We start from the raw sequence: 22,916 nt of genomic DNA, 5'->3' as shown, positions 1-22,916 counted from the left end.
AGTAAGAAAAAAATGTTAACATTATTTTTTCTTCTTCAGGTAGAACCCCGCAGACAGCCCGATATTACGATGATGGATATGTGGACCTTCGTCAAAATTGTTGATGCTTGCAAGCCCCAATGTGTATTGGGCATAAATAAAGAAGTTATTCCCTTTTTCATATCCAAAATGAGCAAGCATATTAGCTGAGTAGATGCCATAATCAGTAAATCCGAAAGTCATGGGGCGGTCAATAACGGTATTCTTGTTTGTTTCCATTACTTCGTGACCGGCTAATTGAAAATCCAGGGAAGGGCCCAGGCGGAAAAAGAAATGATCTGGACTTGTATTAAAATCATGCTGTAATAATGCAGATAACTCTACACAATGAATAGTTGTAGAATTGTTTATTGCAGTTGAATCCGGGAAAGGTGATGTTTGATCAAACTCAACTTTATATCCTTTCAAACTGTAGAAAAATAGGGGAACAAAACTCAGTCTTCCTTCGACTGGTAATTTCATACCAATACCGGCTTGGCCTCCGATCTTGAAAGATGTGTTTTGTTTGTATCCATTAATATGGTATTTGGCAGTATTGCCCTGTACCCCGCCAAAAATGAATGTTTGAACCTGTTGTGAAAAGGCTTGAGCAGTTATTAATAGGGAGGCAGATAAAATCAATTTTTTCATGTAAAAATGTTTAAATGGAGGCTTTTGACAGGAGGGGGTCAAAAGTAATAACTGCGTTCTATATATGCAAGCAAATAGCGGCTTAGTATTTCTTTGCAGGGTCTTTTATGTCGGAAGATTGATTATAAGCCTGTGAATTGCCTTTTGGGATTGATAAATTTTTCCAGCTTTCATTTTTTATGAGGCGACCGACGTATACAATTTGCCCGATATGATAAGGATAATGCGCCAGTTGGCGGATAATAGCATCTGTAACATTAAGCTGTTCTTTGCGGATTGTAATTGTCTTCATCAAATCCTCCTCCTTCAGCGATTCTAAAACATCCAGGAAACATTTCCATCCTTTATTCCATAAATCAATTAATTGCTGTTTGCTGTAATTATGCACCTCAAATTCATCATCCCGGTTGCGCCAGTTTTTTTCTCCATCTTCAGTTAAAAAATTAGTGAAACGGCTAAGCATATTGCCAACCATATGCTGGATCATTACAGCAATACTATTTGATTCGGATGAAGGTTGAAAATGAAAATCAGCATCGTTCAGTTGCTCAAAGGTTTTTTCTCCCAGTTCTTTATAATATCTCATCCGCTTGGCGGAGGCGTTTATAAATTCATTTGCCATTTTTTAAATTTTAAATTAAAACAAGAATAAACCAATACAGTTGCTAATATCCAGTAACCAGCATCCAGTATCTGTCATCAGAAGCCTTCTGCACTATCATCTCCTCTGTTATCGGCTACGGCTTCTATTTTCATTTTACCATTTGTATAAGTCAATTTTATCACTTCTGTTCTGCCAATACCTCCACGTTCTTTAACGTAATGTCCCATTGATCGCAATTTCATTTTTACATCTTCCGGAAAACCTTTTTCAAGGTTCAATGTATCCGGTAACCACTGGTGATGAAATTTTGGTTTGTTCACTGCGTCATCAGTGCTAAGATTGAATTCAAGAATATTTACCAGTGTTTGAAAAACAGAAGTAGGTATTGTTGTACCACCGGGAGTACCCACAACGAGATAAGGTTTGTCATCTTTTAAAACAAGTGTCGGTGTCATGGAACTGAGCATTCTTTTGCCGGGCTCAATGGAGTTTGCAATACCACCAATAGCGCCATACATATTGGGCACGCCGGGCTTTACACTGAAATCATCCATTTCATCATTCATAAAAAAACCGGCACCACCAACAACAGTTCTGCTTCCGTAAGAATTATTAAGTGTCGTAGTGATAGCTACAACATTACCTTCTTTATCGGCAACACTTAAATGTGTTGTTTCTTCACTCTCATATCCCGCCACCATGCCATGTTGTATCTCCTGGCTTACACTTGCTTTTTGGTCATTAAAAGTTTTCATTCTTTCTTTCAGGTAACTGTCTGATGAGAGTTGTTCCACAGGTACTTTATAAAAATCCGCATCACCCATAAAACGTCCACGATCGGCAAATGCACGACGTTCCACTTCAGTCATCAGGTGAACAGCATTCAGGGATAGAAACCCCATCGTGTCAATATTTTTATCTTCGATCATCTTCATCATCTGGTGTAGTAATAAACCGCCACTGCTCGGCATGGGCATACCGATTATTTTATAACCTTTATAATTGAACACATGCGGTTCACGGCTTTTTGCTTTATAATTTTTTAAATCATCCAGCGAAATAATACCTCCGCCACGTTTCATTTCTTCAACGATCAGCTTTGCTGTTTCTCCCTCATAAAAACCTGCCTGTCCTTTTTCACTTATTCTTTTTAATGTATTGGCTAAATCTTTTTGAACTAAAGTATCACCTGCTTTCCAGGGAATTGATTTTACAAAAACCGGCATCACGGTATTATGCTGTTTCAAATCATTCTGCAGGTTGTTTAATGATCTTGCTTCACGTTCAGAAATTACAAATCCTTTTTCGGCCAATTCAATTGCCGGGGCAATTAGTTTATCAAAAGAAAGTTTTGCATATTTATGCGATTCAAATATGCCTGCAATGGAGCCCGGCACCCCGCTTGCCAAATGTCCATACATACTTTTTTTAGTATCGGCATTACCGGTAGAATCGAGATACATGTCACGACCACCTTTGCCGGGTGCCATTTCACGATAATCAATAGCGATCTCTTTACCGTCACTCAATTTTGCAACTGTAAAACCACCGCCGCCAAGATTACCTGCATTGGGATAAACAACTGCCAGGGCTAGCTGGGTAGCAATAGCTCCGTCTACCGCATTGCCGCCTTGCTTCATAATCTCTATTCCAACTTTACTTGCCAGCGGATGTGCAGAGGCTACAGCACCGTTCTCACATTCAACTTTTTTCTGGCCTGAATAGTTATAGGGATCGATCTTGCCTAAAGAAGATCGTACATTCTTACTGTTGTTACAGGATACGAATACAAAAAGAAATGCGATCGAAAGCAATAAAATTTTTCTCATTCAACAAAGGGTTTCGGGCAAGTTACATAAATCCGGGTTTAACAGTATTCTTTACAACCGGAAATGGATGAAAGGAACGGAATGTTTATATTGCCGCCTGTAAATTTTATATATGAGAAAACGCCTGGGCTTTGTTCTGTTTTTTGTATTTACGATCGTGTCAGTTAATGCACAATTAAAATCACCGGATGATTATTTGGGGTATAAAATTGGTACCCGTTACACACCGCATTGGAAAATTGTAAGTTATTTTCAATCGGTGGCTGCGAATGCTACAGCTAATGTAAAACTCGAACAATACGGAGCCACAAATGAAGGGCGTCCTTTACTACTCACATTTATTTCTTCAGCAGAAAATATGAGCCGGCTTGAGCAGATAAGAATGAATAATATGAGACTGGCTAATCTTGCAAAAGACAAAACAGCACCCGTAGAAGATGGGGCACCTGCGATAGTATGGTTAAGCTATAATGTACATGGAAATGAAACATCATCGTCAGAAGCAGCAATGATGACTTTATGGTCATTAGTTGATCCTTCTAATTCTAAAACCAAGGAATGGTTGAAAAATACAGTTGTGATAATTGATCCCTGCGTCAATCCCGATGGAAGAGACAGGTATGTTAACTGGTTTAACTCTGTCGTTGGTAAAAACGCAAATCCAGCATTAGCTTCAAGGGAACATCGTGAGCCATGGCCGGGCGGCAGAACCAATCATTATAATTTTGATCTTAACCGTGATTGGGCATGGCAAACACAGGTAGAAAGTCAGCACCGCATAAAAGTGTATAATCAATGGATGCCTTATGTGCATGTTGATTTTCATGAGCAGGGCATCAACAATCCCTATTATTTTGCGCCGGCAGCACAACCTTTTCATGAAGTAATTACTCAATGGCAACGGGATTTCCAGGTAACTCTCGGAAAGAACCACGCTAAATATTTTGATGCTAATGGCTGGTTATATTTTACAAAAGAAGTGTTTGATCTTTTTTATCCAAGCTATGGCGATACTTATCCCACGTTTAACGGTGCCATTGGTATGACTTACGAACAGGCTGGTGGCCCTGGTGGCGGAGCCACTGCATTTACAGCCGATGGCGATACACTTACTCTACTTGACAGGGCAACACATCATCATACAACATCATTAAGTACGATTGAAATTTCATCGATCAATGCTGCAAAGCTGGTGAAAGAATTCAGAAAATATTTTAATGATGCAGTTTCATCAGGTGTTGGCGAGTATAAGTCTTTTCTCGTTAAATATTCCGAACCAAACCGGGAACGAATGAATTTGCTGATGGAGTTGCTTGATAAAAACGGTATTCAGTATGAAATAGCCAATGGTTCTTCGAAAGGAACAATGACCGGTTACAATTATGCTACCGATAAAGATGAAACGGCATCAATTGATAATTATGACCTGGTTGTACATGTACAACAACCACGCAGTGCATTGGTAAAAGTATTATTTGAACCAAAAAGCAAATTGGTTGATTCAGCTACCTATGATATTACTGCTTGGTCGTTGCCATATGTTTACGGTTTACCGGCCTATGCGATGAAATCAAAATTGAATTTTTCTGCTGGTGCTAAACCTGCTCCTGTTACGAACAATGTAACGGATGCTTATGGTTATGTTATTCGCTGGCAGGGTGTGCAAAGTGCAAAAGCATTGGGCCAGTTATTTCAAAAAGGAGTTAAGGTAAGATATAGCGAAACGCCTTTTGAAGTAAATGGTATGCAGTTCGAAAGGGGCTCACTTATTATTATTAAAAAAGGGAATGAGCATCTTGCAAAAACATTACCTGCTTTGGTAAACGAGATATGCAATGCAAATAATATTAAAGTCAATACGATCACTACCGGTTTTGTAGATAAAGGATTTGATCTTGGTAGTAGTAATATCCATTTTATGAATGCACCTAAGGTTGCATTGCTTACCGGTGAAGGTGTAAGTTCCAATTCAGCCGGGGAGATATGGCATTTTTTTGAACAGGGATTGGATTATCCGCTGACATTGATGAATGCAAATGATTTCGGAAGAATAAAACTTTCAGATTACCAGGTTATAATATTAACATCGGGGAATTATCGGTTCCTGAGTGATAAAGCTACTGCAGAACCATTGAAAGATTGGATAAGCAATGGAGGAAACCTTGTTGCAATAGAAGGTGCTGTAGGTCAGTTGGCGAAACTTGACTGGGGCATAAAGGAAAAGAAATCTGATGATACTATTGACAAAAAAGATACCTATGATGCACTGAACAGTTATGAGCAACGCAACCAGGATGCTCTTTCTGGATCTATGCCTGGCTCTATTTATAAAGTAGAACTGGATAATACGCATCCGCTGGCATTTGGGTATCCTAAAGTTTATTATACCCTAAAACAGGATGACATAATGTTTGAATTTCTAAAAACGGCTGGATGGAATGTAGGGGTTATCAAAAAAGATATCCCGGTAGCAGGATATGTAGGTTCAAGATTGAAAAGTAAAATACAGGATGGGGTATTGTTTGGCGTAAAGGATATGGACAATGGTGTTATTACTTTTATGACTGATGATGTGTTATTTCGTAGTTTCTGGGAAAATGGTAAGCTGATGTTATGTAATGCTGTTTTCTTTGTAGGTCAGTAAAAGTATTGGCTGGAAAGTTAAACTGTTTTAAATTGTTTAAACGGCTGACAATTGAAACAGAGTTCTATTATTTTAGCTGCTAAATTTTAGTAATGAAACGACTGCACACAACTCTTTTGCTTCTTATTTCTTATAATCTCATAGCCCAGGGCCCCCAATCATGGACCTCGGCTGATATCTATCAGGGTATAAAAAAACTAAATGTACTGGGCAGTGTATTGTATGTTGCTGCTCACCCCGATGATGAGAATACAAGATTGATCGCTTATTTATCAAAAGACAAATTATACCGAACCGGTTATTTATCCATGACAAGAGGTGATGGCGGACAAAATCTTATCGGCGACGAACAAGGTATTGAATTAGGCTTGATAAGAACACAAGAACTATTGTCTGCACGAAGAATGGATGGGGGTGAACAATTCTTTACCCGTGCATATGATTTCGGTTTTTCAAAAGGCCCGGCTGAAACTTTTGCTAAATGGGATAAAGAAAAAATATTAAGCGATGTAGTTTGGGTGATACGCAAATTTCAACCCGATGTGATCGTATGCCGGTTTCCTACAACAGGCGAAGGTGGACATGGACATCATACTGCATCAGCGATTTTAGCTAATGATGCTTTTGCAGCAGCAGCCGATCCCAATCGTTTTCCTGAGCAATTAAAAAATGGTGTAAAGCCATGGCAGGCCAAAAGAATTTTATGGAACTCATTCAATTTTGGCGGAACTAATCTTACAAGTAATGATCAATTCAAATTTGATGTGGGTGGTTATAATCCATTGCTCGGTAAAAGTTATGGTGAAATAGCTGCCGAAAGCAGGAGTAATCATAAAAGCCAGGGATTTGGCGCTGCAGCCAACAGGGGAGAAGCACTGGAATTTTTCAGGACAACAGGCGGCCTGCCTCCAGTTAATGATTTATTTGATGATGTGGATGTAAGCTGGAAAAGAGTAAATGGTGGAGAGGCTATTGAAAAAATGGTAAACGATATTTCATCTTCTTTTGATTTTTTACATCCTGAAAAATCGGTGAAAGCCTTGGTGAATTTATATTCAGCTTTGAATGCAATGACGGATAGCTATTGGCGCAATAAAAAAATGGAAGAGATAAAAGTGTTGATAGAACAAAGCAGTGGTTTATTTGTTGATGCAACTACTGCTAACCAGTTTGCTGTACAAGGAGATTCGGTCAGGGTAAATTTCTTTCTTAATAATCGATTAGGTGCTGATGTAATGTTGAAAAGTATTTCGTTTGAAAAATTTGATTCATTAATGGCTAAGCCACTTGATAAGAATAAGAATTTCAGTTTTGCAAAAACTTTTCCTGTATCTAATAGCAAAGAACTTACAAGTCCATACTGGTTGAAAGAAACAATGAGTGAAGGTTATTTTAATGTAAGTAACCAAATGAAGATCGGTCAGGCCAATCCCGATGATGCGTATAAAGTTCGTTTCGGTTTATTGATCGATGGAAAAGAGTTTGTTTATGAAAAATCAGTAAAATATAAATTCACAGATCCTGTACGCGGCGAATTATATCAACCTGTATTTGTAATTCCAGCTATGACTGTACTCACTTCACCCGGTCTTGTTTTATTTAAAGACGAACAAAAAGAAGAAAAGGAAATAACTATCCAGGCCAATGCCAACAGGGCAATTAATAAAAAACTGAAGGTGGAATTAAATGCGGCAGATACAATACTTTTTCAAAATGACCTGGCTTCATACAACAAATACCAGACAAAATCATATTCATTTATAGTAAATAATTTTAAGCGGGTGCAAGAAGCAAAGGACTCAAAAGAATCCCGTCAAAGACTGGATTCAATGATAAAAGTTGCAAAGCTGAAAAATCCTGATTTAAAAACGGGGGATATTACTGACCGTTGGCCTCCGGATAAAAAGTCTACTTATTATGGTTTTGTACATGAAGGGGATTCCAGTGATTATTATCTTGGTATCCGTTCGATCAACTACGATCATATACCTTCTATAAAATATTTCTATCCAGATGCGATCAATGTGGTAAATCTTTCTTTAAAAACTTACGGCAAAAAAATTGGTTATATCCCCGGTGCGGGGGATAAAATTCCTGAAGCACTTGAACAGATGGGTTATGAAGTGAATATGCTAACAGAGAAAGAAATTTCAAAGAATAGCCTGGATAAGTTCGATGCGATCATAACGGGGATAAGAGCCTATAATACCAATGACTGGATAGCTAAGTATTATGATAAGTTGATGAGGTATGTAGAGCAAGGGGGTAATATGATCGTACAATACAATACAAGCAATTTCATTAGCAGTGTAAGTGCTAAGATCGGACCCTATCCTTTTACTATCAACCGTAACAGGGTAACCGATGAGAATGCACCTGTAACATTGATAAATAAAAATCATCCGGCATTTACATTCCCTAATCTTATAAATGAAGAGGACTTCAAAGGATGGAAACAGGAACGTAGTATCTATCATGCTACTGATACAAGCGGTAAATATGAAAAGCTCATTACAATGAATGATCCCGGTGAAAATCCTGATGATGGAAGTTTATTGGTAACAAAATATGGCAAAGGATTTTTTACTTATACAGGAATTGTATTTTTCAGGGAACTGCCTGCCGGTGTACCGGGTGCATACAGGCTGCTCGCAAACCTGATTGCACTCAATAGAAAAAAAGCGTTTTAGCCCCTCTAAATCTCCCCTGAAGGGGAGACTTGCAAAGAGGCTATTTATTTAAAGATATTATGGATAAAAAATCACAGGCAAAAAGGGCGGAGATGACCTTACTCTTTGCTGTAGTTTTAGGTCTGATACTCGGCACACTTATAAAAAGAGTAAGATTGGGTATTTTACTCGGCGTGATATTAGGCGGAGCGATTGTTTTTCTGGGCTGGTTACGAGCTCAAAAAAGAAATTAATGCAAGACGAAAACGATAAGATCCCTTTATTTAAGAGTTGGGGCCAATGGTATGTTTTTGTTATCGGCGTTCTTATCGTGCTTGTTATTCTATTTTATTTCTTCACAAAATATTTTGCATGAAGCAGCTCGATTGGATCGTATTGGTTGTAACGCTGCTGGTCATTATCGGCTATGGTTTATATAAAAGCCGTACATCACGTAATCTCGATGGTTATTTTCTTTCCAATCGCAGCCTTCCCTGGGGGTTGGTATTATTAAGCATAATGGGCACACAGGCAAGTGCCATTACATTTTTGGCAGCACCCGGGCAGGCTTATACAGATGGAATGCGGTTCGTTCAATATTATTTTGGCCTCCCGCTGGCGATGGTGGTCATTTGTATATTTTTCGTACCCATCTTCAGTCGTTTAAAAGTTTATACTGCATACGAGTATTTGGAAAACCGGTTTGATGGGAAAACACGAACATTATCATCACTTTTATTTTTATTGCAACGAGGCGTATCTACGGGCATAAGTGTATTTGCTCCTTCAATCATTCTTTCGTCTTTATTCGGATGGAATATTTATTGGACCAACTTGTTTATGGGAGGCTTGCTCATCATCTATACACTTAGCGGTGGGGCAAAGGCAGTTGCTTACACACAACAATTGCAGCTCATAATTATTTTTGCCGGAATGTTCCTTGCGGCCTATATGGTAGTCCATATGTTACCAAAAGGAGTAGGTTTTACGGATGCATTAGAAGTGAGTGGAAAAATGGGAAGGCTGAATGTGATAACAACTGGTTTTGAAAAAGGAAATGGATTTGATTGGGGGGACAAATACAATATATGGAGCGGCGTCATTGGAGGATTCTTTCTTGCCCTCGCTTATTTTGGCACTGACCAAAGCCAGGTAGGCAGATATTTAACAGCTAAATCTCTTACACAAAGCCGTATGGGATTATTGATGAATGGTCTTGTAAAAGTGCCGATGCAGTTTGCTATCCTGCTGATAGGTGCATTAGTATTTACATTTTACCAGTTTAATAGTGCGCCGTTATTTTTCAATGAACCTCAATTAAAAAAACTGGAAAACTCATCTTACAAAGACTCCTTAATTAAAGCACAGCAGGCTTATGATGATCTGGCTCTACAAAAAAAATCGACTGTTGTTTTATTTGCAAACACTGATTCCAGGCCTGAATCCGATAAACTGGTTGTTGACCTGAACCGGATGCAGCAGCAATCAGACAGCATTCGTAAAAAAGTAAAATCATGGATGAGCAGCAAGGAAGTTGGAGGCGATGATAATGATACCAATTATATTTTTCTGCGTTTTGTAGTTGATAATCTTCCGGTGGGAATGGTGGGCTTATTAATTGCAATAATCTTTCTTGCATCGTGGGGAAGTATTGCAGCAGCTATCAACTCGCTGGCTTCATGTACTATGGTGGATTTTCATAAGCGGTTTGCAAAGAATGGTTCAACAAATGAACAGGATTACCGGATGTCTAAATGGTACACACTGGCATGGGGTATATTCTGTATTGTGGTTGCCATGTATTCTTATAATGTAGGTAATAGTTTGATTGAAACAGTAAATGAACTCGGCTCAATATTTTATGGGCCGGTGCTCGGCGTATTTTTAGTTGCTTTCTTTTTAAAGGGAATAAAAAATGGTACGGCTGTTTTTTACGGAGCATTGATCACACAGTTTATGATCTTTGCGATTTATATTCCGGCTAAATTAAAACTGATCAGCCTCGGTTTTCTCTGGCTAAACCCGATCGGTGCTTTCGGAGTAATTATTTTCAGTTTGATACTGAATAAAATGTTGACAGATAAAAAAACAGTTGCTTAATTACTGAATGTGTAAGTGAAATCAATAGCCCCGGTTTTTTCTTTCAGCCGGTTAAACAAGACTTCTTTAGTTTTCAGACCTTGTTCATTAAAGCCATAACGGATAGTAACATACCCGGTTACTGCACCCGGAACTGTTGCGAGCTTTTGTATAAGCCTGTTCTTTTCATCATAAGTAAAAATAAAATCAGGAAGGATCCGGTCTGCTATCTTATTGTATCGGGCAATATCTGAAAGTCTGCCGAGTTCATCATAATAATAGTAATATAAAGGGTCATAGGATACTCTGTTTCTTACAAGGTGTTCATCGGCTACTTTCTTCTTTTCATCAAGGGCAAACTCATAACCAATGCTGTCTTTATTATTGATGATCTTCCACATTTTTTTGGGAGAACCGGTTTCGTCATACAACCAGACATGTTCTTCTACCTGGCTGAATTCATTTTCAGCATCAGAGGCTGTATTCATTACGGATACGATCCTGTTATTTGCATCATACTTGTAAATAGTTAGATCTTTTACACCACTGGCAGAATCTATCTGCATCAGTAACTGGCCATTATTACCAAAACGATAAACGGTGGTCTTTTTTCCGGCTTCATCAAGCCTGGAAATTTTTACAACCTTACCATCTTCCTTTACTTCATGTAACTCGTAAAACAAATTATTCTTCGTCCCGTACGCATCGGTTGCAGTGGCGGTTACGGTTGAAACCTTATTCACTACATAATCATTAAATCGTTTTGTGACGTCGGCTGTACTGATAATATCGTTATAATAAAACTGTGAAAAAGCGGATTGAAATAATAAAAGTATTGGAAGGAGAAGGAGATTTTTCATTGGACAAATTAAATTATAAGCACAAAAATATGGTATTTGATCGGAAGCCCGGGTACTCATAACGGTTCAGAAGCAATGATATTATTCCCATCAGTGGACAAAGCCATTGAATTGTGATTTTTGTAAGTATTTTTAAGAAAATTTTATTGTGAGTCACTCACCCCAGCGAAAGGAAAAGGATTGTTTGAACTGCGGCACCATTGTGCAGGGGCATTATTGCCAGCATTGCGGCCAGGAGAATATTGAGCCGAAGGAAACCTTCTGGCATATGGTCACCCATTTTTTTTACGACATTACCCATTTTGACGGAAGTTTTTTTGTGACGTTAAAAGATCTGCTTTTCAAACCCGGCTTTCTTACAAAGGAATATATGAAGGGTAGGAGAAAAACCTACTTGCACCCGGTTAGAATGTACGTTTTCACTTCTGCCGTTTTCTTCCTTGTCTTCTATTCTCTTTTTAGTGCAAAGGATATTGATGATACACTTTCTGATACACCGGGCTTCACTGATGCGATGTTGAAATCAAAAGAGGAAGCATTGGCCAACGCTAAAACAAAAGAGGATTCTGTTAAAGTAAATGAAGCATTTGCTTTAGTAGGACTAAATAATACACAGAAAACAAAAATAAAAGACACAATAAGAGTAAAAACGAAAGGATACGATGGAGAGGGAGTCAATTTTAGTTTTGGCAACGATGTCAACGACTATACTTCAGTGCAGCAGTATGATTCAATACAAAAGACCTTGCCGGAAGAAAAGAAAGATAACTGGTTTGAACGTATGCTTACAAGAAGGTCTGTTGCAATAAATGTCAAGTATAAAGGCGACCAGTCAAAGATCGGTTTGACTTTGTGGGATAAGTTCATGCATAGTTTCCCTTACCTGCTGTTTGTTTCACTGCCTTTGTATGCTTTATTTCTTAAATTACTTTATACCCGGAGAAAACGATTTTTTTATGCAGACCATGGTGTATTTCTCATCCATCTTTATGTGTTTACTTTTATTTTTCTGCTTCTTTATTTTTTCATTGATAAGATCAAGGATTTTACAGAATGGAGATGGTTGGGAATTATCCAGGGGATTTTGATGCTGACAGGGATGGTGTATACGATACGGGCCATGAAATTTTTTTATGAACAAGGCTGGGGAAAAACAATTCTGAAATTTATCATCTTTAATATACTTTGCCTGGTAGCCGTACTAATTCTTTTCCTGGGCTTTTTACTGTTGTCATTTTACCAGGTATAAAAAATTTATATGCCACAAATAAGCGATGCATTTCTCCGGTTAGTAAAAATCATGGATGAACTCAGGGAACAATGCCCCTGGGATAAAAAACAAACGATACAATCCCTCCGGCATTTAACGATCGAGGAAACTTATGAACTGGCTGACGCTATCACCGAAAATGACTGGAAAGGTATTAAGGAGGAATTAGGCGACATGCTATTACATATTGTATTCTATGCAAAGATCGGGAAGGAGGAAAAACAGTTTGAACTGGATGAAGTGATCAATGGCATCTGTGACAAACTCATTTCCCGGCATCCGCATATTTATGGCGATGTTAAAGTAGAGAACGAGGCTGACGTTAAAAGAAACTGGGAAAAGCTAAAGCTAAAGGAAGGTAAAAAATCGGTGTTAGGCGGTGTACCCAAATCGTTGCCCGCAATGGTAAAAGCCATGCGGCTGCAGGAAAAAGCAAAACAAGTGGGTTTTGAATGGGAGAATAAAGACCAGGTTTGGGATAAGGTAGAGGAGGAGATCGGTGAATTAAAGAATGCAATGAACACGGGTGAACAGGAACAAATTGAAGATGAGTTTGGGGATGTAATATTTTCCCTCATAAATTATGCACGGTTTTTGCAATTAGACGCCGAAAATGCACTGGAACGGACCAATAAAAAATTTATCAGCAGGTTTACACAGATGGAAGAAGAAGCCATGAAGCAGAATAAAAATTTACATGATATGACGCTGGAGGAAATGGATGCCATCTGGAATGCCATGAAGCTACAAAAGCCATCGTGAAGAATACCTTTTTAAATAAACTCTATTCAGTTAACGGGTTGCTGTTAACAGCTTTTCTATTCTTTTCCCTTTCTTTTATTTTCAATAAGATATATACTGAAAAAACTTCACTCAGCCGGGAGACAAGTTTGTTACAGGATTATGTGGACAAGTACCGAAACAAGTTTGATGATTTTGTAAAAGATACACAACTTGTAAGAGGATTGCTGACGTATGATGTAAGCAAAAAAGAAATTGAAAAGCTGTCCGATGATAAATTGGGTATCTACCTTTTTTATGAAGACGAATATGGGAACTACGAATCAAAATTCTGGAATAACCAGCTGGCATTTCCAAAACTCATAGATCTTTCAAAGACGGAAGATGAGAGTTTTTATTTTTTACTCAATGGCTATTACATTCAGATAAAAAAGCAGGTTCACTTACCGGGATTTAGAGGAAAGGTTTTTGCGTATTCATTGATCGCAATTGCTTCAAAATACTTTATTGAAAACGATTATTTACCCGCCAAATTTTATTATAGCTCAGGAGCCTCAAAAAGAGTTGTTATTGCCGAAACACAAACCGAACATCCGGTTAAGTCTGCTTCAGGGAATCCTCTTTTTTACATTGCGCAGAAAGCATTCAATGCTATCCCGTATACCAGTTGGTTTACTGTTGCTTTAAGGATATTGGGTTTGTTTTTCCTGTTATTATTTTTTCATTTTTTAGCTGAGCGGATATCAAACAACAAAGGGATATGGGCAGGCATTGCTGTTTTAGCAACGGCGTTTATTATCATCAGGCTGGTAATGTACATGGCGCCGGGTATTTATCATCTCAGGCAATTTGAATTATTCGATCCTGCAATTTATAGCTCTACTGAATTGCAAAAATCACTGGGAGATCTATTACTAAATGCATTGTTGTTTTGCTGGGTTATAGTTTTTGTATGGAGCAAAACCAGGACTGTTGAAAATCTTGTTTATTTTAAATCGGAATTAGCCAGGAATATTACCGGTATAGCAGCCTTATTATTATTAATATTTTCTACTTTTTTTATTTCCTCCATTATAAGGAGCATGGTTGCTGATTCAAGGATATCCTTTGATGTTACTAATTTTTTCAGTCTTGATATTTATTCTGCGATCGGTTTTGTTGTACTGGCAAGTTTATCGCTGGGATACTATTATCTCACACAGATCCTTTTTCGTATCCTTTTCCATTTATTTCGTAACCAACAGACGCTTATCATTTATTTTGCTATTGCGATCGCCGGTTTAGTTTATCTCTCCGTCAATTTTGGCAGCCCCTCTGTGCTTTTTTACCTGCCGGTACTAGGCTGGTTGCTCGCTTATACATGGATCGTACAAAAACAGGGTTTATTACTTTCCCGTTTCAGGATAAATATTGCAGGTATCATGTTCTGGATCTTTGTTTTCTCTTTATCCGTATCACTTATAATGCTGAGTGAGAATAGCAAAGTAGAATGGGAAAGAAGAAAATCGTATGCTGAAAAGATCGCATTACAGGCCGACCCATCCAGTGAAAGACTGATGCGGATCTCATTGCAATATCTTGATGATGATTTTTTGACAAATAATTTTCAACGTTTTGCGGATGAGGAAAAAGGGAAAAAAATAAGAGATAGTATATTAAATGAGAACTACAAGGGCTATCTCAACCGGTTCGACACCCGTTTGTATGTATTTGATGCAAAAGAAAAACCTGTTTATAATGCTGATGCAACAGATTATGAATCGCTGGATTTTATTTATACGCAGCAAGCGGTTGCCACCACTACCCTCCATTTAAAATATTTTGAAACATCCTTCGACAAGTTTAAATATATAACCAAAAAGACAATACAGGATTCAGACGGCCAGTTAGCGGGGTATTTGTTTATCATTTCAGATCCCAAAAAATTCAGCAGCGATGCTTTATTTCCTGAACTGTTTAAGGAAAATAAAAAATATGATCCGCTGAGTTCACCTATCTATGCTTCTGCTATTTACAGTAACGGCCGGTTGATATCACCCTCCAGCAAGTACCAGTTCCCTATTTCAATTACAGAAGAGCAAACCCCCAAAACTGAGTTCAGTAAAAAAACAAATGGGGATTATGAGGAATTGTGGCATCGTTCTGTAAATAATAAAGTGGTGATAATGGCCCGTAAAAAGGAATCATGGATAGAAGCTATTTCTTTATTCTCATATATGTTTTGTGCCTTCCTGTTTTTAGTATTGCTAGTGCAGGCCATTTCATTTATTGTAAAAACAGGATTAAGATGGGGAAAGATAAAACAACAGTTCCAGTTCAATATACGTTCACAGATACATAGTACGGTCATATTTGTGAGCCTGCTTTCTTTTGTGATCATTGGTTTTGCAACTATTTCATTTTTTAAAGAAAGATACCTGCGCAATAACAGCGATAAACTTAGCCGCACCATGCGAATCATGGTAAATGAAATGCAAAAGAAACAAGCTGACCAGAGTGTGTTTGATGATGTGATCAAAGTTCATGATTCCGTTTCATTAAATAAGTTGCAGGATCTTGTGAATGAGGTTGCGGATATACACGACATAGAAGTGAATGTGTATAACCTTGATGGAAATCTCCAGGTATCATCTGAAGCAAGTGTGTATTCAAAAGGTGTGTTAAGCAAAAAAATGAATCCGCTTGCTTATTATCAATTAGGTAAAATGCGGTTGGTACATTATGTACAGGAGGAAAAAATAGGCAATTTGACCTACCTGAGTATTTATGCGCCGGTACGGGATGAAGATGGGAAAGTGTATGCTTACCTTAATATTCCGTATTTCGCATTGGAGCCGGAACTGGAACAGGATATCTCTAATTTTTTAGTTACGATCATCAACCTCAATGCATTTATCTTTTTAATTGCAGGTGTAATTGCATTATTCATTACCAATCGCATCACGGGTTCATTTGCGCTTATCAGCGATAAGATAAAAGAAGTAAGTTTGGGTGGTAAGAATGAAGAAATACCCTGGAACCGTAATGATGAGATTGGCGAGCTGGTGAAAGAATATAATAAGATGGTGGGTAAACTCGACGAAAGTGCAACAGCATTGGCAAAAAGCGAAAGGGAAGGAGCCTGGCGGGAAATGGCAAGACAGGTGGCGCATGAAATTAAAAATCCGCTAACACCGATGAAGCTCAGCATTCAGTACCTGCAGAAAGCTATTGACAGCAACCAACCAAATGTAAAAGAGCTTTCGACAAATGTGGCTAAAACACTGGTTGAACAGATCGATCATCTTTCAAAGATCGCATTTGACTTTTCCCAATTTGCCAACATTGGCAATACTAATGAGGAAAATTTTGACCTGCATGAAGTACTTAATTCATTGAAAGATCTGTATCAATCGAATCCACAGGTAACTTTTAATTGGAATTCATTGGAAGAAAAAGTAATTGTATATGCTGACCGTACGCAAATGAACCGCTTGTTTACTAACCTGCTTGCAAACGCAGTAGAAGCCTGCGAGGGAAGATCAGAATGTAAAATAAATGTAGATGAAATGAGACATTACGGGATGGTAAGGATCAGCATTTCAGATAATGGTGATGGGATACCGCAAGAAATGCAATCAAAAATATTTGTTCCCAACTTTACTACTAAAACATCAGGCACAGGGCTGGGGCTTGCTATGTGTAAAGGAATAGCCGAGCAGGCCAAAGGAAAGATCTGGTTTGATACAGAAGTAGGGAAGGGAACGACCTTTCATGTTGAGTTGCCCATTGTCGACTAGATCTTTTTCTTCTTCTTTCTCTCAGCAAGAAAATTTTCAAACTGCTTTAAAGTAAAACTGCTTAGGTTCTGCTCTTTCGTCAACCCTGCTTTTTGTGCAGCCAGTACGCCATAGCGTATATCATCATAGCCATCCAGTGCATGAGCATCCGGGTCAATAGAGATCAATACTCCTTTTTCAATTGCATAATCAATATGCTTCCAGTCAATATCTAATCTTCTTGGGTGGGCATTCAGTTCCACCACCACATGATTAGCTAAACAGAGGTCAATGATCTTTTTGTGATCAACAGGGTAGCCGTTACGGCTTAGCAATAATCTTCCTGTCATATGCCCGAGAATAGTTGTGTAAGGATTTTCAATTGCTCTCGTCAGCCGCATCATCGCTTTTTCTTCATTCATCTTAAGATTGCTGTGAACAGAAGCTATCACCAGGTCAAAAGTAGAAAGTATATTATTGGTATAATCCATTGAACCATCCCCGAGAATATCACACTCAATGCTTTTAAAAATTTTAAATGGCTTATACTGTTCATTCAATTGATCGATCTGCCGATGTTGTTCTCTTATTCTTTCTTCTGTCAAACCATTTGCATAGGCTGCTGCTTTTGAGTGATCGGATATAACGAGGTATTCCATTCCCCGTTTGATACATTCTTCAGCCATTTCTTCCAGCGTATTTGTTCCATCACTCCACTTACTATGGCTGTGAATAATTGATCTTACATCTTCCGGTTGGATCAGCTTCGGTAACTTATTTGTTTTTGCTTTTTCAATCACAGATGCTGTTTCCCGCATAAAGGCCGGAATCACGGGAATTTTAGCTTGTGTAAAAACAGCATCATCACCGGTTTCTTTTCCGGTGAATTTTATTACAGGGAAAGATCTTTTAAAACTAACAAGGAACTCTTCTGATGCAGAAGTATTAAATAAACGTTCATCCATTTTGCCTTTACCGGTATGCAGGCGCAGCTTTAATCCATTCTTTAGTTTGTATAAAATGATATCTTCTTTCTCTTCCAGTAGTTCCGGTGGTTGTGCTGACTGAAATTTTGGTTTGATCTCATCATTATTATGAAGGACTACAAAATCCATTTCTTCAATTGTCAGGGACTGTCTTCTATATGCCCCGGTTACATGAACAGTTTCGGGAGAAAATAATTTTTGCAGGTATCCATTTATCTGGGGAAATAATACTTCCGCCTCAGCATATAAGAAATGTCCCTGCTGGCTTTGATAAAATTCAATTGCTTCCTGTACGTTCTGTTGTGTCTTACCGCCAAAACCTTTGTATAATGTTAAACGATTTTCATTGCATGCATACAACAATTCACCGATCGATTCAATGCCCATCTCTTTCCAGATGGTTTGAATTTTTTTTGGACCAATTCCTTTTATGTTCAGCATTTCAATAACACCCGGCGGAGTTTTCAAGATCATTTCGTTCAACACACTCAATTCTCCTGTTTCGAGCATTTCAGCAATTTTTTTTGCTGTACTATCTCCAATTCCTTTTATCGCTGAAATTTTTTCACGGGGCGTATCCGCCAGTTGCATCGGTAGTTTTTCAATATTAAATGCGGCGGCGCCATATATCCTGGCCTTAAAAGAATTATCCCCGTGAATATCCATCAGTTTGGAAAGGAGGGAGAACTTGTCTGCTATTGCATAATTATCCATTGGGGAAAGTTAGGATAAAAATAAAAATGAAAAGTGCAGATTTTGGTTTGCCGATATTAAATTCACGAAAGCTTATTGTCTGTCACGGCAGATTTTAACTTCACTCGAACGTATTGTTGTAAAAGGTTTGGATATACATTATAAAGCAGGTTGGATATGATCAAAGTTAATACCCAATAGAAATGACCCTGGATTCCTGCATATATTGTCATAATTGTAAAAAATACGAACAGTGAAAAATGGAACTTCTCAAAGAAATAAGTCTGATAGTATTGCTTCTTGATAGAGTTCTTTGACTTGGAAACCACTTTAAAATTGGGATACTTCTTTTTTAAGAATTTATTGAGGATACTTCCGTTTTGGGCGAAAATATTTATATACCTGACACCAATTTTTTTGTAAAAATGAGAGCTTCTACTAAGTTGAATCCTGTCAAAGAACGAATTTGGAAGAAAGATTGGAATAAGGCTAAGTCCTAACAGAATGTATGTAGTTTTTGGGGTCATGAAAGTATAGCAGAATATTGTTATTGGTATTAGAAACAAAGCTGTCCAGAACAGATTTGGGATCATATTATAGATCGCTGCGATTCTGCTTATCTTTTGAAATTCTATTTGTTCCGGAGAGGTCAACACAAAGTTCAATTTGGTGCAAAATTATGCCTAACACATTGCAGCTAACGTCCAGGGCTTTCTGTTGTGCTGATATTCTGTGTTTCTTCAGCCCGAACTGTTGCTGAGTAAAGATATAATGCTGAGGTTATATTCCAAAACAATGCAATGTTAACAGATGCCCTTTCTTGAGTATGACTATTCTCCTTTATTTACGACTTCTTTAGATGTTACTTTATTATAAACAAATAGAAAAGCTACACATACTATCCAGAGAATTGAAAATGCAATTAAACCTTTCAGATTAGATTGAACATCCTCTGGGTCATAACGACCGTGCATTCTTACATGGGATAACTTATTGGAATACGCTTGTGCATACTCAATGGCTATCCCAAACAAGTATAGGCTACCAAATATGAATATGTGTCCAGCGATTTTTTTGGTCGTAAATAATATATTTAAAAATGCTGCTGCCAAAAAATAAAATAAGGAATGTAATTCTTTGTCAAACTGCCTAAAGCTTGATGGTAGTTTTATCATAAATCCAATAATAGATGCTGCAAAGCATGCACTAACCAAAAGTATTTTAGCCCATTTATTTTTTAATAATTTCATTAGTTGATGTCTTCGCGTTGGATCGATGAGAAATTGGTATCCTTTTTTCATTTCTCAAATAAAACCTTTCCACTATCAAGGTCGTAATATGCTCCGATAATTGTTATCTCGTTCTTGTCAACAAGGGGTTTTAAAACAGGAGTAGACGATCTTAAAAAATTAACCCCATGTGCAATATTGGCTTTAACTAAAATGTCAATATTCGATCTTAGGCTATCCGGAACATTTTTTTCCTCTTCTTCGGAAGCTATATAGTTTACTAAATTTTGAATATGGTCACCGTTATGCTCTTCGTTTCCAGACGATGCATATGCCTGGATAGCGCCACAGTTTTCATGACCCAATACAACTATTAATTTGCAATGAAGATGCTCAATTGCATACTCAATACTACCTAATTCATAGTCTCCAATTATGTTCCCTGCTGTTCGTATTGAAAAAACATCACCAAATCCCTGGTCAAATACTAATTCCGGCGGTACCCGTGAATCAGAGCAACTAACAATAACGACAAAAGGGGTTTGCCCTTTTTTTAACTCCCTGATCCTATCTAATGTTTCATGAGGATGTATTGGATGGCCAGTTACAAACTTTTCATTTCCCGCTTTCAGTTTGTCAAGTGGTGCCTGTTCATTCCCCTGAATTTCTTCCCGCTTTTGCGTACAAGAAAAAAATAAGTTTAGGAATAATATTATTGCTGAAAATTTCATTTTGTCATCAGTAATACTTGTAAGTTACGCAATGTTCGTCAGGTAGCCTATAACGGTCGGGCTTTCTGCAGCCAACATAGCACAAAATCCCTTGTTACCTGCTGTACTTCTATTTGTCTTTTGGTTTGTAAAAATTCTTTAACCAATAAAGATATCCAGCAACAGAAAGTGTCCAAATAAGTAGTACGTCAGTAGTAAAGTTCATAGGAAGCCAGCCCCAATTATTTGTGTGGCTTCCGCTAACTCTGAACTGCTCATAGAATTTATAGGGAAATCCAACAGTAAAATTATGTTGTCCCTCTTTTGTCACCAGATAAGAAGCCAAACACAATACGCCGAAAATAAATAATGAAACTACAGTTGGAGTTAGCAGTATTCTGATTATTAAATATGATGTCTTGCGTTTTTTTTCCATAGTATCTGTCAAAATGCAAGTGTTGTCCCGAAAATTTTGTCATAAAAGAATGCCGCAACTATAAATGTAAGAGGTGACCCAATTATTGTCCAGATGATGGTTAGCACTTTGTTGTCCTTAATGAATTGTCGCTTACGAAACCATATGACTGTCAAAATTATTAATGTTGCTAATGCAATAACAAAACTGTGAATAAGAAGCCCGTAGTTGTCGTCATACTGTAAGAACTGTGCTTTATAAAAAGTAGTCCAGCAATAAACTGTTTGGGCAGTCAGCAAAAGAGGTAATATGATTTTGTGAAGTGTCAATAATATAGCAGCTAACGTTCAGGGCTTTCCACTGTGCTGATATTCCGTGATTCGTCAGCCCGAACCGAAGCTGAGTAAAGTTAATGCAGTTGATGTTATGTTCTGAAGCAAGCATAGCAGAAACCCATATTGGTGGCAGTTTTTATTTCTTTTCGTCTGTATGAAGCCATACCACTTTCTGCTCTGATTCATGAGCTTTCCCAATAATGTCACTATACAACTCAGGTCGTCTTGCTTTTATATATCTATGTCCACCAGCTTGAATAAGTTTTTCAGGAGTAATTGTTGCTGTTACAAAACTGTCGTCAAATGTCCGGCACTCTGCAAGTATGTCTCCAAAAGGATCAATGATCATAGAGCAACCATTTTTTAATTGATCATCATCCATCCCTATTGGATTTGAAAAAATAACATAAACGGCATTGTCGTAGGCTCTTGAGGGTAGCCACTTCATCAACCAATCTCGTCCTTTCATGCCGTCAAATTCCAATCGTAATGAAGTAGGATCAGCTTCACGATTTGTCCAAAGTTTAGGATTTACAAAACCTGCCCCGGGTCGGGTTGAAGGCGTGCACATCGTTACGTGAGGCATAAAAATAATATCCGCTCCCAACAGAGTTGTTGCTCTTACATTTTCAATAATGTTGTTGTCATAACAAATTAAAATTCCACATTTCCATCCATCAAGTTCAAAAACACAATAATTATTTCCTGGTGTCAGGTATGGATTTATGAAAGGATGTAGTTTTCTATATTTTGCAACTAATCCATTTTTATCTACGCAAACGTAGGCTTTGAATAAATTATCATTTTCGTCTTTTTCAAAAAGCCCTGCTAATATTGCAATATTATATTTTCCTGCTATTCCTATTAACTTTAAAACACTTTCTCCATGAGGAATAAATTCTGCCAGATCAAGCATTTGTTCTTTTGAAAGATTCCTGGCAAAAGTATAACCAGTAATAGAACATTCATGAAAAGCAATTATGTTTGAACCCTCGCTTGATGCTTTTTGAGAAAGTCTTTCAATAACAGAGAGGTTATAGGGTTTGTCACCACTTCTGTTTTCAAACTGAGCTGTCGATATTTTTATTTTGTTCATTTGAGCGTCTCTAAAATTACTGATGATTAAGTTAAGAACAAAAGCTCAATAGAATTCGGTCAGCCGAATCGCTGCTGATAAAGAACAAAAAGATGAGGCTGTATTTGTCAGCCACCATAGCAGCAAACCCAATCCTATGTTTACAATTCAATAAATTTAGTTACAGATATAAGAACGGATTCAGAAAGAACAAAGAGCGGAATAAGACCGTAAAACCGCATTGGCTAAAAGCCATTACAACATGATAGTCCCCGCTCTTTTTCTTACCCGATGCTGAACAGTTCAACAAGCTTCACTGAAAGCCTGCATTAGGATAGATAGCACAGTGT

Annotated in this window: 14 protein-coding genes; 6 read left to right on the top strand and 8 right to left on the bottom strand. The window is 37.8% G+C overall.

Annotated elements, in window-relative coordinates; all coding sequences use genetic code 11:
* Nucleotides 1-21: 21 nt before the first annotated feature.
* The 3 genes from E6H07_19720 to ggt form a co-directional block, all read right to left on the bottom strand.
* On the bottom strand, nucleotides 22-669 hold the full coding sequence (locus E6H07_19720) for a PorT family protein (GenBank protein TMI61347.1): 648 nt from the start codon (nucleotides 667-669) through the stop codon (nucleotides 22-24).
* Between the two features lie 82 nt (nucleotides 670-751).
* The gene (locus E6H07_19715; GenBank protein ID TMI61346.1) at nucleotides 752-1,291 is read right to left on the bottom strand and encodes a DUF1572 domain-containing protein; all 540 of its coding nucleotides are present in this window, start codon (nucleotides 1,289-1,291) and stop codon (nucleotides 752-754) included.
* A gap of 77 nt (nucleotides 1,292-1,368) precedes the next feature.
* Entirely contained in the window at nucleotides 1,369-3,102 is a 1,734-nt protein-coding gene (ggt, locus tag E6H07_19710; protein TMI61345.1) for a gamma-glutamyltransferase, read from the bottom strand.
* A gap of 112 nt (nucleotides 3,103-3,214) precedes the next feature.
* Here ggt and E6H07_19705 point away from each other — a divergent pair, with 112 nt between their 5' ends.
* The 3 genes from E6H07_19705 (at nucleotide 3,215) to E6H07_19695 (ending at nucleotide 10,515) form a co-directional block, all read left to right on the top strand.
* Entirely contained in the window at nucleotides 3,215-5,746 is a 2,532-nt protein-coding gene (locus tag E6H07_19705) for a zinc carboxypeptidase (protein ID TMI61344.1), read from the top strand.
* Between the two features lie 92 nt (nucleotides 5,747-5,838).
* Nucleotides 5,839-8,436: a PIG-L family deacetylase gene (locus E6H07_19700; protein TMI61343.1), complete on the top strand. Its 2,598-nt coding sequence runs from the start codon at nucleotides 5,839-5,841 to the stop codon at nucleotides 8,434-8,436.
* 351 nt (nucleotides 8,437-8,787) lie between these two features.
* Nucleotides 8,788-10,515 carry a sodium:solute symporter gene (locus E6H07_19695; GenBank protein ID TMI61342.1) on the top strand — a complete coding sequence of 576 codons (1,728 nt, stop codon included), beginning with the start codon at nucleotides 8,788-8,790 and terminating at the stop codon, nucleotides 10,513-10,515.
* On the opposite strand, the gene E6H07_19690 is transcribed toward E6H07_19695, so the two are convergent.
* Complete coding sequence (locus E6H07_19690) at nucleotides 10,512-11,354, bottom strand: hypothetical protein (GenBank protein TMI61341.1); 843 nt, start codon at nucleotides 11,352-11,354, stop codon at nucleotides 10,512-10,514. The genes E6H07_19695 and E6H07_19690 overlap by 4 nt on opposite strands.
* Before the next feature lie 148 nt (nucleotides 11,355-11,502).
* Here E6H07_19690 and E6H07_19685 point away from each other — a divergent pair, with 148 nt between their 5' ends.
* Genes E6H07_19685 through E6H07_19675 form a run of 3 tightly spaced genes read left to right on the top strand, consistent with a single transcriptional unit; the run spans nucleotide 11,503 to nucleotide 17,144 of the window.
* The gene (locus tag E6H07_19685; protein TMI61340.1) at nucleotides 11,503-12,603 is read left to right on the top strand and encodes a DUF3667 domain-containing protein; all 1,101 of its coding nucleotides are present in this window, start codon (nucleotides 11,503-11,505) and stop codon (nucleotides 12,601-12,603) included.
* Between the two features lie 9 nt (nucleotides 12,604-12,612).
* Nucleotides 12,613-13,386 (top strand): nucleoside triphosphate pyrophosphohydrolase, encoded by a 774-nt coding sequence (mazG, locus tag E6H07_19680; GenBank protein TMI61339.1) that lies wholly within the window; start codon nucleotides 12,613-12,615, stop codon nucleotides 13,384-13,386.
* Nucleotides 13,383-17,144, top strand: coding sequence for a GHKL domain-containing protein (locus E6H07_19675; GenBank protein ID TMI61338.1), 3,762 nt, complete (start codon nucleotides 13,383-13,385; stop codon nucleotides 17,142-17,144). Before mazG ends, E6H07_19675 begins: the two co-directional genes overlap by 4 nt.
* On the opposite strand, the gene E6H07_19670 is transcribed toward E6H07_19675, so the two are convergent.
* The 4 genes from E6H07_19670 to E6H07_19655 all read right to left on the bottom strand — a co-directional run bounded on the left by E6H07_19670 (nucleotide 17,141) and on the right by E6H07_19655 (nucleotide 22,587).
* On the bottom strand, nucleotides 17,141-18,823 hold the full coding sequence (locus E6H07_19670; protein TMI61337.1) for a DNA polymerase/3'-5' exonuclease PolX: 1,683 nt from the start codon (nucleotides 18,821-18,823) through the stop codon (nucleotides 17,141-17,143). The genes E6H07_19675 and E6H07_19670 overlap by 4 nt on opposite strands.
* Before the next feature lie 809 nt (nucleotides 18,824-19,632).
* Nucleotides 19,633-20,052 carry a hypothetical protein gene (locus E6H07_19665; GenBank protein TMI61336.1) on the bottom strand — a complete coding sequence of 140 codons (420 nt, stop codon included), beginning with the start codon at nucleotides 20,050-20,052 and terminating at the stop codon, nucleotides 19,633-19,635.
* A 47-nt stretch (nucleotides 20,053-20,099) separates the two neighbouring features.
* Nucleotides 20,100-20,762, bottom strand: a complete 663-nt coding sequence (locus E6H07_19660) for a carbonic anhydrase (GenBank protein ID TMI61335.1) — start codon at nucleotides 20,760-20,762, stop codon at nucleotides 20,100-20,102.
* Between the two features lie 865 nt (nucleotides 20,763-21,627).
* Nucleotides 21,628-22,587, bottom strand: coding sequence for a nitrilase (locus tag E6H07_19655; protein ID TMI61334.1), 960 nt, complete (start codon nucleotides 22,585-22,587; stop codon nucleotides 21,628-21,630).
* Between the last annotated feature and the right edge of the window lie 329 nt (nucleotides 22,588-22,916).

This window comes from Bacteroidota bacterium (genome assembly GCA_005882315.1).
Classification (GTDB): domain Bacteria; phylum Bacteroidota; class Bacteroidia; order Chitinophagales; family Chitinophagaceae; genus VBAR01.
Note: the sequence above shows the minus strand (reverse complement) of the source record. Positions and strands in the feature narration are given on the sequence as shown.